This is a genomic window from Ralstonia sp. 110700041-2 (assembly GCF_056280165.1).
This window is the reverse complement of record NZ_JBSFAI010000006.1, coordinates 145,346-157,448: the sequence shown is the minus strand read 5'-3', so window position 1 is coordinate 157,448 and position 12,103 is coordinate 145,346. Positions and strand designations below refer to the sequence as shown.

The window sequence follows — 12,103 nt, the reverse complement described above, 5'->3', positions numbered from 1 at the left end:
TGCGCTACTAGGCAGAAGGAGTTGGTTCGGGCGCGGACACGGGCGCCCGGAATAGCGTATCCGGCTGCCACCAGACTGCGCCGTCGCGCTCGGCAACCTCAAGCTTGGACAAATGCGAACCCCGGCACGGCCCGCCGACGCACCGGCCAGTATCCGGCTCGTAAATGGCACCATGCGTCGCGCACATCAGATACAGACCGGAGCTTTCGAAAAACTGGCCTTCCTGCCAGTCCATTTCCATCGGCACGTGCGCGCACTGGTTCAAATAGCCATGCACCCCGCCAGCGTAACGGACGACAAACGCGCTGACGAGCCGACCGCGCACGTCCACCTGAAACCGGACACCCAGACCGCCGTCTTCCAGCGCAGCGCTTTCACATACACGAACCGGCTCCGCCATGTCAGGCATGTTGCGTCAGCCAATTGTGCAGATCGGGAACCGACTTGGCGCTATACAGCGGCGTAAGCGAATCCAGCACATCGGCAGGATGCGCCCCGTATGTGACGGCCACGCCGGCGGCGCCTGCATTGGCGGCCATTTGCAGATCGTGCGTCGTGTCGCCGATCATCACGGTGCGCTCGACCTCCATGCCGAGATCGCGCGTGAGTTCGAGCAGCATGGCCGGGTGCGGCTTAGAGAACGTCTCATCGGCGCAACGCGTGTTGTCGAACACGCCCGTCAGATTTGTCGCCTCCATCGCACGTTGCAGGCCCACGCGGGACTTGCCCGTCGCCACAGCCAGCAGATAGTTCTGGCGGCGCAGTGCTTCCAGCATTTCTCGCACGCCCGGAAACAGGACGAGATGCGCATCACGGCTGAGGTAATGGAAACGATACCGGTCCGCCAGCTTGCCGTAGTCGGCGGGATCAAGCGTCGGGACGGCATATTCGAGCGCATCCCGCAGGCCCAGGCCAATCACGTGGCTCGCCCGTGCATCGTCGGGCACCGGCAGGTCAAGATCCCGGCATGCGAGCTGGATCGACCGGGTGATGGCCGACGTCGAATCCATCAACGTGCCATCCCAATCGAAGACGATCAGATCAAAGCGCTGCTGCGGCATCGGAATCGGGGCCCTGGAAAGCGTTGAGGAAATCGGTACACTCGGCGGGCAACGGCGCATTGAACGTGACGACTTCACCGCTATGCGGATGCGTCAGTTGTAGGCGATGCGCATGCAAGAACATCCGCGCCAGTCGCGGCGAAGCATTCGCGCGGGATAGCGCCTTGTTCAGGGCGAAGTCGCCGTACTTGTCGTCGCCCAGGATTGGAAAACCCGCGTGGGCCAAATGCACCCGGATCTGGTGCGTGCGCCCGGTCTTCAGTTCGGCCTCCAGCAACGTGTATGGGCCAAACACGCCGACCTTGTTGAAGATCGTGTGCGACGCCTGCCCATCGGCCTGCACGCGCACGCGGCGCTCGCCTTCCGGCGTGGTGTATTTGTGCAGTGGCGACTTGATGTGTTGTCGCTTGTGCGGCCAGACGCCCTTCACCGCCGCAAAGTACCGCTTGTCCAACTGGCCTTCGCGGATCTGCTCATGCAGCGCCACCAGCGCAGAGCGTTTTTTTGCAAGCAGCAGCACGCCCGACGTTTCGCGGTCGAGGCGGTGCACCAGTTCCAGGAACTTGGCGTCCGGGCGCGACTGACGCAATTGTTCAATCACCCCGAAGGCCACCCCGGAGCCGCCGTGCACGGCCACCCCGGCGGGCTTATCGATCACCAAAAGATGCGTATCTTCGTGAAGGATCGTGAATTCTGCCGCCGGCACAGGGCGGGCCGCTTCCACCTGCTGGGCAATCCGCAGCGGCGGAATACGAACCAGATCGCCGAGTTTCAGACGGTATTCCGCGTCGATGCGGCCTTTGTTGACTCGCACCTCGCCGGACCGCAGGATGCGGTAGATATGGCTCTTGGGCACGCCCTTGGCCACGCGCATCAGGAAATTGTCGATGCGCTGCCCTTCGGCGTCTTCACCGATTTCAACATAGGCGACTGACTTGCCGTCGAGCGCATCGCCGAGTGTGCCACGTCCGGCCTGTTGAATGCGGCCATCAAATGGATGGCGTAACTCATTCATTTTCAATATAATTTTCTCGCTGGACAGTCGTTTAGGCGCCAGCAACAGCCGGTCGGAACGAAACAACAGGTATTGTACACAGCCACCGTTTCGGTCCAGAACGTGCCGATCTCTCGCCCACTTGTGTTACAAAGCTAATCACGTGGCCGACTCTTCGGCACGAAAGCAGCACGCACCGCTGTCCCATCGCGCAAGACGTGAACCAAAGATCACGTCGGCAACATCGGCCAGCGTAGAACGAGCAGCTGGTAGAACAGAATTCAAAGGCGGGCGCCACATGGTCATCCATACGGCGCCCGCTTGGTGAAAGAAGCCCTTGCCGCACCAGACTGGTGCCGGCCGGCTGAACATCCGGTTACCGCGTTGTCATGGCGGTCCGGCGGCAAAACTCTAAAAAGCAGCACGCCGCCCGATTTGCCCCGCCGCGGGTTTCGTCCGGAAAGGCCGTCCGTCAATTCGCTCTTTGTGGTCGCTTCACGCGACTCGCCGCCGCCGGCCCACCTGCAAATGCATCTGGCCCGTGGCACGAGTGACAGGACGCGCAACTGGACGCCAACGGCGTCCGCGGACTCCGCCCTGCCATCCATGATGACGCGTGGAATGCCCTCATTTCTTTCGCCCGTGCCCCGTCGCGCCTTCCTTGTTTTGTTGGCCGACACCTCGGCAATTCGTTGACCACCCGCTCCGCCTTTGCGTGCTCCATGAAGCGCCGTGCTTGCACGGCATTGGAGTGAGGTTGCAATGAAACGCATGTTGTTCAATGCGACGCAGCAAGAAGAATTGCGCGTCGCCATTGTCGATGGTCAGAAACTGATCGACATCGACATCGAAACCGCCGGGCGCGAGCAGCGCAAAGGCAATATCTACAAGGGTGTCATCACCCGCATCGAACCGTCGCTGGAAGCGTGCTTCGTCAACTACGGCGAAGAGCGGCACGGTTTTCTCCCCTTCAAGGAAGTCGCCCGCGCCTATTTCAACGACGGTGTGGACGTGCGCGGCGCGCGCATCCAGGATGCCCTGTCTGAAGGCCAGGAGCTGATCGTCCAGGTTGAAAAGGAAGAACGCGGCAACAAGGGCGCAGCCCTGACCACGTTTATCTCGCTGGCTGGCCGCTACCTCGTGCTGATGCCGAACAACCCGCGCGGCGGCGGCGTGTCGCGCCGCATCGAGGGCGAGGACCGCCAGGAACTGCGCGAGACGATGGCGCAACTGGAAGTGCCGGACGGCATGAGCATCATCGCCCGCACCGCCGGCATTGGCCGCTCGGCCGAAGAGCTGCAGTGGGACTTGAACTACCTGATGCAGCTGTGGAAAGCCGTCGATGGTGCCGCCGTCGACAACAAAGCCCCGCTGCTGATCTATCTCGAATCCAGCCTGGTGATCCGCGCCATCCGCGATTACTTCCAGCCGGATATCGGCGAAATCCTGATCGATACGGACGACATCTACGATCAGGCCCGCGCCTTCATGAGCGTGGTGATGCCCGACAACATGAATCGGGTGAAGAAGTACCGCGACGACGTTCCCCTGTTCTCGCGCTTCCAGATCGAACACCAGATTGAATCGGCGTACTCGCGCATGGTCATGCTGCCCTCGGGCGGCGCCATTGTGATTGACCACACCGAGGCGCTCGTCGCCATTGACGTGAACTCGGCCCGCGCTACCAAGGGCGCCGATATCGAAGAAACCGCCGCGCGCACCAACCTTGAGGCTGCCGACGAAATCGCTCGCCAGCTCCGCCTGCGTGACCTCGGCGGCCTGATCGTGATCGACTTCATCGACATGGAGTCGAGCAAGGCGCAGAAGGATGTCGAAACCCGCCTGAAAGACGCGCTGCGTCACGACCGCGCCCGGGTGCAAATGGGCAAGATCAGCCGCTTCGGCCTGATGGAGCTGTCGCGCCAGCGCCTGCGTCCGTCGCTGTCGGAAGGCTCGCACGTCACTTGCCCACGCTGTAACGGCACGGGGCATATCCGCGATACCGAATCGTCCGCCCTGCAGGTGCTGCGCATCATCCAGGAAGAGGCGATGAAGGAAAACACCGCCGCGATCCACTGCCAGGTGCCGGTGGAAGTGGCTGCGTTCCTTCTCAACGAGAAGCGCCCGGACATCAACCTGATCGAGACGCGCTTCAAGGTCAACGTGCTGCTGATTCCGAACAAGCATCTGGAGACGCCGCACTACAAGCTGGAACGCCTGCGCCACGACGATCCGCGCCTGGACGACGACAAGGCCAGCTATAAGATGGCCGAAGAGGCCGCCAAGGAGCTGGAAGCCGACACCGCTTACAGCACCCGCAAGGAAACTGCCAAGCCGCGCCAGGAAGCTGCCGTCAAGGGCATCACGCCGGACCAACCGGCACCCGTGTCGGTGCCGCGCGCTGAGCGTCCGGTTCGTACTGAAGCCGCTCCGGCACCGCAAGCGCCGGCCCCGGCTCCGGTCCCTGCCCAAGGTGGTTTTGTCTCGTGGCTGAAATCGCTGTTTGGCGCCAAACCGGCCGAGCCGGTGGTGGCTGCGCCGGTCGAAACGCCGAAGCAACGAGCTGAAGAAGGCAACCGCCAAGGCCGCGGCAATCGCCAGGACCGTGGTGGCCGAGGCCAGCGTGGCGAACGTGGCGAGCGCCAAGGTCAAGGCCAGAACGGCCGCGATGGCAGCCGCCAGGGCCGTGAGCGCAACGAAGCCCGCGAAGGTCAGCAACAAGTCCAGCGCGAAGGTCAACGTGACGGTCAGCGCGGCAACCGCGATCGCAACCGCCAGCCGGCCCAGGTCGAAGGCGCTGTCCGCGAGACGGCTGAAGCGCGCCAGCCGCAGCAAGGTCAGGAGGTTCGCGCCGAGGGCCAGAACCAGGGCCAAGGCCGCCGGGAGCGCAACCAGGAACGTCGCGAGCGCCAACCGCGTGAAGGCCGAGAAGCCCGCGAAGGTCGTGAACCGCGCGAGCCGCGTGAAAACCGTGAGCCGCGCGAAAACCGTGGCGAGCGCGACGCACAGGCCAAGGAAGCCGCTTCCCTGGCTGCCGAAGGCCTGATCGACCAGACCGCCGCATCGCAAGTGCCGCAACCGCTGCTCGACACCGCTGCTCCGGTAGAAGGCATCGAGGGCGAAGGCGTGACGCCGGGCGCGGAAGTCAACGGTGAAGGCGAAGAGCGCCGTCGTCGTGGGCGCCGTGGCCGCAACCGCTATCGCCGTGACCGCGAGGGCGCGGAAGGCGTCCGTGCGGAAGGTGAAGGTGAAGGCGAAAACGAAGGCGCCGAAAGCGCAGACGAAGCCGTCGCCGACATGCATGCCGAGCCGGTGCTGCCCGCAACCGTGGCGGAACCTGTGCAGACGACGTCGTTTGCACCGGTTGAGAACCCGGCTCCGGTGGTGCAGGAACCGGTGCATGCTGCGGAAGCCGTGGCCCCTGTGTCGGCCCTGCCGCAAGTGCAACCGACGGAGCCCGCCCTTGCAGCCGCTATCGCAGCGCCCGCAGCGGAAGTCGAAGCGGAAGCGCCTCAAGAGGCCATCGTGACGGCATTTGCGGAAGTGCCGGCTCCGGTCAGCACGATCGCCAAGGCTTCGCCGCTGCCGATCGAGACGCTGCAGAGCGTGCTGGACAATGCCGGAATGACGTGGGTCCACACTGACAGTCAGAAGCTGCGCGCCTCGCAGGAAGAGGCTGCACGCACCGTTACGGCACCGCGTGTGCCGCGCGAGCGCAAACCGCTGCCGCCGGTCCAGCACGGCCCGATGGTTCTGGTCGAGACCCACCGTCCGGCGGGTGGCGCAGACCAGCAGTAAGCAGCACACCGGCGGGTAACCGCCGGGGCAAGTGCCTGGGGGCGGCTTCGGCCGCCCTTTTTCCTGTGCGCGATCTATCGAGTATGAAACCCCACCGCTCGCGCGGAACAGGGGCTGCGCTACACTCGAACCTGTATCGAGTGCAACACTCCCGCTTCGTGGATTGACGCACCGCACCACACCATGACCGAAACCGTCATCCCCCTCTACGATCTGCGCGATGGCCAACATCATCGCGCCACGGTGCCGACCGTGCCCAACGTGCTGGTCCCTGCCGAGGGCAAGCTGACGGACACGCGCGGGCGCCGGTTGCACGATTTGCGCATCTCGGTGACGGATCGCTGCAACTTCCGCTGCGTCTACTGCATGCCGAAGGACGTGTTCGACAAGGATTACCGCTTCCTGCAGCATTCCGAGCTGCTGTCGTTTGAAGAGATCGAGCGCATGGCGCGGCTGTTTATCGAGCACGGCGTCGAAAAGATCCGCCTGACCGGCGGCGAGCCGCTGCTGCGCAAAGACATCGAACGTCTGGTCGAAATGCTCGCGCGCCTCACCACCGCCGAAGGCAAGCCGCTAGACCTCACGCTCACGACCAACGGCGCCCTGCTCGCTCGCAAGGCGCAATCGCTAAAAGATGCGGGCCTCACTCGCGTGACCGTCAGCCTCGACGGCATCGACGATGCGACTTTCCGCCGCATGAACGATGTCGATTTTGCGGTGGGCGAAGTGTTGCACGGCATTGAAGTCGCGCAGAACGTCGGACTGGCGCCGATCAAGGTCAACATGGTCGTCAAGAAAGGCGACAACGAAGACCAGATCGTGCCGATGGCGCGTCACTTCCGTGGCAGCGGCATCATCGTGCGTTTTATCGAATACATGGACGTGGGTACGACCAACCATTGGGACATGCGCTCCGTCGTGCCGTCGGCCGAGGTGATCAAGCGTCTTTCGTCGGAGTTTGCGCTCGAGCCGGTGTCGGCGAATTACAGCGGCGAAACGGCCGAGCGCTGGCGCTACGTCGACGGCGCTGGCGAGGTCGGCGTGATCTCGAGCGTGACCCAGGCGTTCTGCCACGATTGCACGCGCGCGCGGTTGTCGACCGAAGGCAAGCTGTATCTCTGCCTGTTCGCCACCGAAGGCTTCGACCTGCGCGCGTTATTGCGCGGCGGCGCGACCGATCTGGAACTCTCCAACGCGATCCGCACGGTCTGGCAAGGCCGCGCCGATCGCTACTCCGAATTGCGTGCCAGCGGCAAGGCCCAGCCAGCCGGCCGGCGCATCGAAATGTCCTACATCGGCGGCTGAATCCGCCAGCGTTCAACCACATGATTCCGACATCCGACATTACCGGCCTGATCCTGGCCGGCGGCCGGGGCAGCCGCATGGGCGGCGTTGACAAAGGCCTGCAGACGTTTCGCGGCGCGCCGATGGCGATGCACACGCTGATGCGCCTGTCACCCCAGGTGGGCCACATGCTGATCAACGCGAATCGCAACTTGGCCGCGTACGAGTCGTTTGGCGTGCCGGTGGTGGCGGATTCAGTGCCGGATTTTGCCGGCCCCTTGGCGGGCATCCTGGCCGGGCTGGAGCAATGCCAGACGCGCTACCTGCTGACTGCGCCTTGCGATTCGCCCTTCGTGCCGACCGACCTGGCCGCCAAGCTCTCGCAGGCAATGGAAGAAGCCAACGCGCGCATCGCCATGCCGGTGACGATGGAGCCGGATGCGCAAGGTCAACCGCGCCGGCAGGTGCAGCCAGTATTCTGTTTGATCGATGCGCTGCTGGCCGACGACCTGATCGTCTATCTGCAAGGCGGTGGCCGCAAGATCGAAAGCTGGACCGCGCGCCACCCGACGGTGGACGTGTTGTTTGACGACAGTTCCGCCTTCGCCAACATCAACACGCTGGAAGAACTGCACCAGCTGGCAGAGCGCCGCTAGAACGCCAACGCCACCGATCCCTCATCGACGTCATGACCACCCTTGCCTCCGTCGTTTCGTGTCTGTCCGATTACGACCCGAATGCCCTGCCCGTCGCGCAAGCGCAAGCCATCATGCGCGACTTCGTGCAGCCCGTAAGCGGCGTTGCCCGCGTGCCCATCCGCAGCGCGCTCGATCGCGTGCTGGCCGAAGACGTGCTGTCGTCCATCGACGTGCCTTCGCACGACAACTCGGCGATGGACGGCTTTGCCTTTGCCAGTGCAGAACTTGCAGGCCATGCAGGCGAAATCTCCTTGCGCGTGATCGGCACGGCGTATGCGGGTATCGCCTTTGACGGCGTGCCCAGCGCAGGCGAAGCCGTGCGCGTGATGACCGGTGCCGTCATGCCGGCCGGCTGCGATACGGTCATCCCACAGGAATTCACGCAAGGCGAAGCCGACACCGTTCGCTTTGCCCGCGACGCCGTGCGCGCAGGCGACAACCGACGTCTGCGTGGAGAAGACCTCGCGCGAGGCAGCGCCGCGCTGTCCGCAGGCCGAACGCTGCGCCCCGCCGACATCGGTCTGCTGGCCTCGCTTGGCATCGCTGAAGTGTCTGTACGCCGCAAGCTGCGCGTGGCGTTTTTCTCCACCGGCGACGAGTTGCGCTCCATTGGTGAACCGCTCGACGCCGGCTGCGTGTACGACTCCAACCGCTACACGTTGCACGGCATGCTTTCGCGCCTGGGTGTTGAACTGCTCGACATGGGCGTCGTGCGCGACGACCCGGCGGCGCTCGAAACCGCCTTCCGCACCGCCGCTGAAAACGCCGATGCGATCATCACTTCGGGTGGTGTCTCCGTCGGCGAAGCAGACTTCACCAAACAGATGATGGCCAAGCTGGGCGACGTAACGTTCTGGAAGATCGCCATGCGCCCGGGCCGGCCGATGGCGTTCGGACGCATCGCGTCAAATGGCCGCAGTGCGTTCCTTTTTGGATTGCCCGGCAACCCAGTGGCGGTGATGGTGACGTTCTATCACTTCGTGCGCGGTGCGCTGCTGCGCATGATGGGCGCCACCGACGCCGGCGCACCGTTGGTGCCGGCCGTGAGCGCCACCCCGATCCGCAAGCGGCCCGGGCGTACGGAATATCAGCGCGCAATCGCCGCCCTGAACGATCGCGGCCAGCTCGAAGTCCGCCTCACCGGCCAGCAAGGATCGGGCGTCCTGCGTTCCATGAGCGAAGCAAATTGCTTCGTCGTGCTCGCCCACGAACAGGGCCAGGTCAACGCCGGCGACGCCGTGCAGGTACTGCTGTTCGACGGCCTCGTCTGAGCGGCGTGGCGGCAGCGGCTCTTGCGCTGGCTGCAACACCGCATGCTGTCGGTTTTTTGCGTCACCTCCGGGCTGCGGGTATCGGCGCATCGGTCGATTCGCTACACTCTGCGCCAGTTTGATTGTTTCGGATTTGAGCCTGAGCACTGCCATGATGACCAAGGAGATTGCGTATCTTCACCCGGCCCACACCGCACGCGCGCTGGTGCTGGTGTATCTCTGTTTCTCGCTGCCGGTCGTAGGGCTGTTCTTCTTCGTCGGCTTCGTCCGCTACGGTGAACTGCCGACGATTGTTGTGCTCAGCGGCCTGATCCTCAATGCTTTGGTTGGTTTTGGTGCCCTGTGGCTCGCTTGCCATGCCTACAACTGGGTCGCCGAGCGCTTCGGCGGCATCGAGATCCTGCTGCGCGACGTGCCGGAAGAAGCCTGATCGCTTCCGAGGTCCACGAAGAAGGGGCGGAATATCCGCCCCTTTTCTTTTGCTGACGGCCTAGTCGGACCAGCCTTAATCGACCTCGATTTCCTCGTCCGGCGGCACGGCGGACTCCAGCCCCAGCACGCTCTGCGCAGAATCGATCGGCAACGCCTCCACTGCCTTGAGCTTACGATTCATCTGCCGCGTACGCACCTCGGCCTGCTCGATGTTGCTGACGGCGCGCTCCAGCGTTTTCTTTGTCGCGGCCAGCACGTCGCCGAACTTTCCGAACTCGCTCTTCACCGCGCCGAGCACTTGCCACACTTCGCTGGAGCGTTTTTCGAGCGCCAGCGTTCGGAAGCCCATCTGCAGGCTGTTGAGGATCGCGGTGAGCGTGGTCGGGCCCGCCACCGTCACGCGGAACTTGCGTTGCAGCTCGTCAGTCAGGCCCGGGCGGCGCAGCACTTCAGCGTAAAGACCTTCCGTCGGCAGGAACAGGATGGCGAAGTCGGTCGTGGCCGGCGGCGCGATGTACTTCTCGTGGATGGTCTGCGCCTCCTTGCGCACCGCGACTTCCAGCTCGCGGCTGGCGCTGGCAGCGGCTTCGGCATCGGCACGTTCCTGTGCGTCCAGCAGGCGTTCGTACTGCTCTTTCGGGAACTTGGCGTCGATCGGCAGCCAGACGGTGGCATCGTGATCGGCATCGGTCTTGCCAGGCAGGCGAATGGCGAATTCCACGCGTGCACCGGTACCGTGCACGGTCTCGACGTTCTTGCCGTACTGCTCGGGCGTGAGCATCTGCTCCAGCAGCATCTCCAGCTGGACTTCGCCCCAGGTGCCGCGCGTCTTCACGTTGGTCAGCACCTTCTTCAGGTCCCCCACGCCCTGGGCCAGCGCCTGCATTTCGCCCAGGCCGCGATGCACCTGCTCAAGCCGATCAGACACCAGCTTGAACGATTCGCCCAGGCGCTGTTCCAGTGTGGCGTGGAGCTTCTCGTCGACGGTGCGGCGCATCTCATCGAGCTTGGTCGCGTTGTTCGCCTCGATGTCCTTGAGCTTCTGCTCCAGCGTGGCACGCACCTCGGCCAGACGACGTTCGTTGCCCTCACCCAACTGGGCGAGCTGCTGCTGCATCGTCTCGCCAAAGCGGCGCAGCGCATTGCCCTGCTCTTCACGTGCCTGTTGGGCTTGCTGCTGCAAGTTCTGACGCACCGCTTCCAACTGCTGCGTGTTTGTTTCAGTCAGCTTGGTGAGCTGCTGCGCAAACGTGTCGATCTGGTTGTTCTGCAGCGTGGCGACGCTGGTGAGCTGCGTGGCCAGCACCTGCTGGAATTGCCCCAGTTGCTGCGTGACGTCGCTGCGGCCGATGCGGGCCGTCTCAGCGATTTCGCCGCGCAGTTCGCGCTCGATGCGCTCGTTGCCGCGTGTCAGTTCATCGCGCAGTGCCGAGAACATCGGCGACACATCGCTCTGCGCCGGGCGAGACACACCACGCCAGATCAGCACACACAGCACGGCCACCACGGCCACGCCCAGCAACGTCAATAAAGCCAACCAGTCCATATTTGCGTTCGATCAGGAGGACGCGCGCTGCGCCAGCGCATCCGGGTTCAACAAGTTGGGCGGCTGCCCCGCGCGGGGGCCAAAGCCCAGCGCAGCGATCAGGTTGTCGGCTGCCAGGTTGGCCATGCCCAGGCGCGTGCCGAAAGTGGCACTGGCAATGTGCGGAGTGAGCGCAACGTGCTCGGCCTCCAGCAGCGCCGGATGCACCTTCGGCTCGCCCTCATACACGTCCAGGCCAGCCGCAAAGATGCGCTTGTCCGCCAGCGCCTGCGCCAACGCGGCATCATCCACGATGCCGCCACGCGCCAGGTTGACCAGCGTGGCGGTCGGCTTCATCTGTGCCAGCTCAGCTGCACCGATGGCGTGGTGGCTTTCCTTGGAATACGGCAGCACCAGCACGAGGTGATCAGCCTGCTTCAGCAAGTCGTCCTTGCTGACGTAAGTGGCGCGCGTGTCGCGCTCGACTTCGGGCGAAAGCCGGCTGCGGTTGTGATAGATCACGCGCATGGAGAAACCGCTCGCACGCCGCGCCAGCGCCTGGCCGATGCGGCCCATGCCGAGAACGCCCAGCGTGCTGCCATACACCTCTGCGCCGAGGAACGTATCGTAGGTCCAGCGCTTCCATTGCCCGGAACGCAGCCAGCGTTCGGATTCGGACACGCGGCGTGCAGCGGCCATCAGCAAGGCCCAGCCGAAATCGGCGGTGGTCTCGGTCAGGATGTCGGGCGTGTTAGTGGCCAGGATGCCCGCACGCGTCATCGCCGCGAGATCAAAGTTGTTATAGCCGACGGCCATGTTGCACACCGCTCGCAGCGTGGGCACGCGGCTGATCAGCTCGGCGTTGATGGTGTCGGCAGCGTTCGACAGCAGGCCCACGCGACCTTGCAGACGCTCCGCCAGCGCTTCGGGCGGATAGTCGACGTCCGCTTGGTTGTCGATCACGTCGAAGGTCTCGCGCAAGCGCTCAAGCACTTCGGGAAACATCGCGCGGGTGACAAGGATTCCGGGTTTCATACGTT

10 protein-coding genes are annotated in these 12,103 nt (G+C 64.0%); 5 read left to right on the top strand and 5 right to left on the bottom strand.

Going from position 1 to position 12,103, the window contains the following annotated elements; translation table 11 throughout:
* Positions 1 to 7 precede the first annotated feature (7 nt).
* The 3 genes from ACUXH0_RS10725 to ACUXH0_RS10715 are packed head-to-tail and all read right to left on the bottom strand — an operon-like array spanning position 8 to position 2,076.
* Positions 8 to 409: a Rieske (2Fe-2S) protein gene (locus ACUXH0_RS10725; protein ID WP_004635671.1), complete on the bottom strand. Its 402-nt coding sequence runs from the start codon at positions 407 to 409 to the stop codon at positions 8 to 10.
* Complete coding sequence (locus ACUXH0_RS10720) at positions 402 to 1,061, bottom strand: HAD-IA family hydrolase (protein WP_004635673.1); 660 nt, start codon at positions 1,059 to 1,061, stop codon at positions 402 to 404. Before ACUXH0_RS10720 ends, ACUXH0_RS10725 begins: the two co-directional genes overlap by 8 nt.
* Positions 1,042 to 2,076, bottom strand: coding sequence for an RluA family pseudouridine synthase (locus tag ACUXH0_RS10715; protein ID WP_004635675.1), 1,035 nt, complete (start codon positions 2,074 to 2,076; stop codon positions 1,042 to 1,044). Before ACUXH0_RS10715 ends, ACUXH0_RS10720 begins: the two co-directional genes overlap by 20 nt.
* Before the next feature lie 741 nt (positions 2,077 to 2,817).
* Between ACUXH0_RS10715 and ACUXH0_RS10710 the strand changes: the two genes are divergently transcribed.
* The 5 genes from ACUXH0_RS10710 (at position 2,818) to ACUXH0_RS10690 (ending at position 9,536) form a co-directional block, all read left to right on the top strand.
* Positions 2,818 to 5,853, top strand: a complete 3,036-nt coding sequence (locus ACUXH0_RS10710) for an Rne/Rng family ribonuclease (RefSeq protein ID WP_182594279.1) — start codon at positions 2,818 to 2,820, stop codon at positions 5,851 to 5,853.
* 183 nt (positions 5,854 to 6,036) lie between these two features.
* A complete protein-coding gene (moaA, locus tag ACUXH0_RS10705) occupies positions 6,037 to 7,158 on the top strand; it encodes a GTP 3',8-cyclase MoaA (protein ID WP_182594278.1) in 1,122 nt (373 codons plus the stop codon).
* A gap of 20 nt (positions 7,159 to 7,178) precedes the next feature.
* On the top strand, positions 7,179 to 7,793 hold the full coding sequence (gene mobA, locus ACUXH0_RS10700; protein WP_024973105.1) for a molybdenum cofactor guanylyltransferase MobA: 615 nt from the start codon (positions 7,179 to 7,181) through the stop codon (positions 7,791 to 7,793).
* Between the two features lie 32 nt (positions 7,794 to 7,825).
* Complete coding sequence (moeA, locus tag ACUXH0_RS10695; protein WP_182594277.1) at positions 7,826 to 9,106, top strand: molybdopterin molybdotransferase MoeA; 1,281 nt, start codon at positions 7,826 to 7,828, stop codon at positions 9,104 to 9,106.
* Positions 9,107 to 9,257: 151 nt separating this feature from the next.
* Positions 9,258 to 9,536: a hypothetical protein gene (locus ACUXH0_RS10690; RefSeq protein ID WP_004635681.1), complete on the top strand. Its 279-nt coding sequence runs from the start codon at positions 9,258 to 9,260 to the stop codon at positions 9,534 to 9,536.
* Positions 9,537 to 9,611: 75 nt separating this feature from the next.
* Here ACUXH0_RS10690 and ACUXH0_RS10685 read toward each other — a convergent pair whose 3' ends face one another.
* Complete coding sequence (locus tag ACUXH0_RS10685) at positions 9,612 to 11,084, bottom strand: DNA recombination protein RmuC (protein WP_182594276.1); 1,473 nt, start codon at positions 11,082 to 11,084, stop codon at positions 9,612 to 9,614.
* Positions 11,085 to 11,096: 12 nt separating this feature from the next.
* On the bottom strand, positions 11,097 to 12,098 hold the full coding sequence (locus ACUXH0_RS10680; RefSeq protein ID WP_004635683.1) for a 2-hydroxyacid dehydrogenase: 1,002 nt from the start codon (positions 12,096 to 12,098) through the stop codon (positions 11,097 to 11,099).
* Between the last annotated feature and the right edge of the window lie 5 nt (positions 12,099 to 12,103).

Excerpts from the sequence above, each read along its gene's own strand:
- ACUXH0_RS10690 (WP_004635681.1), top strand. The coding sequence starts at position 9,258 with ATGATGACCAAGGAGATTGCGTATCTTCACCCGGCCCACACCGCACGC.
- mobA (WP_024973105.1), top strand. The coding sequence starts at position 7,179 with ATGATTCCGACATCCGACATTACCGGCCTGATCCTGGCCGGCGGCCGG.
- moeA (WP_182594277.1), top strand. The coding sequence starts at position 7,826 with ATGACCACCCTTGCCTCCGTCGTTTCGTGTCTGTCCGATTACGACCCG.
- ACUXH0_RS10725 (WP_004635671.1), bottom strand. The coding sequence starts at position 409 with ATGCCTGACATGGCGGAGCCGGTTCGTGTATGTGAAAGCGCTGCGCTG.
- ACUXH0_RS10685 (WP_182594276.1), bottom strand. The coding sequence starts at position 11,084 with ATGGACTGGTTGGCTTTATTGACGTTGCTGGGCGTGGCCGTGGTGGCC.
- ACUXH0_RS10720 (WP_004635673.1), bottom strand. The coding sequence starts at position 1,061 with ATGCCGCAGCAGCGCTTTGATCTGATCGTCTTCGATTGGGATGGCACG.
- ACUXH0_RS10715 (WP_004635675.1), bottom strand. The coding sequence starts at position 2,076 with ATGAATGAGTTACGCCATCCATTTGATGGCCGCATTCAACAGGCCGGA.
- ACUXH0_RS10680 (WP_004635683.1), bottom strand. The coding sequence starts at position 12,098 with ATGAAACCCGGAATCCTTGTCACCCGCGCGATGTTTCCCGAAGTGCTT.
- ACUXH0_RS10710 (WP_182594279.1), top strand. The coding sequence starts at position 2,818 with ATGAAACGCATGTTGTTCAATGCGACGCAGCAAGAAGAATTGCGCGTC.
- moaA (WP_182594278.1), top strand. The coding sequence starts at position 6,037 with ATGACCGAAACCGTCATCCCCCTCTACGATCTGCGCGATGGCCAACAT.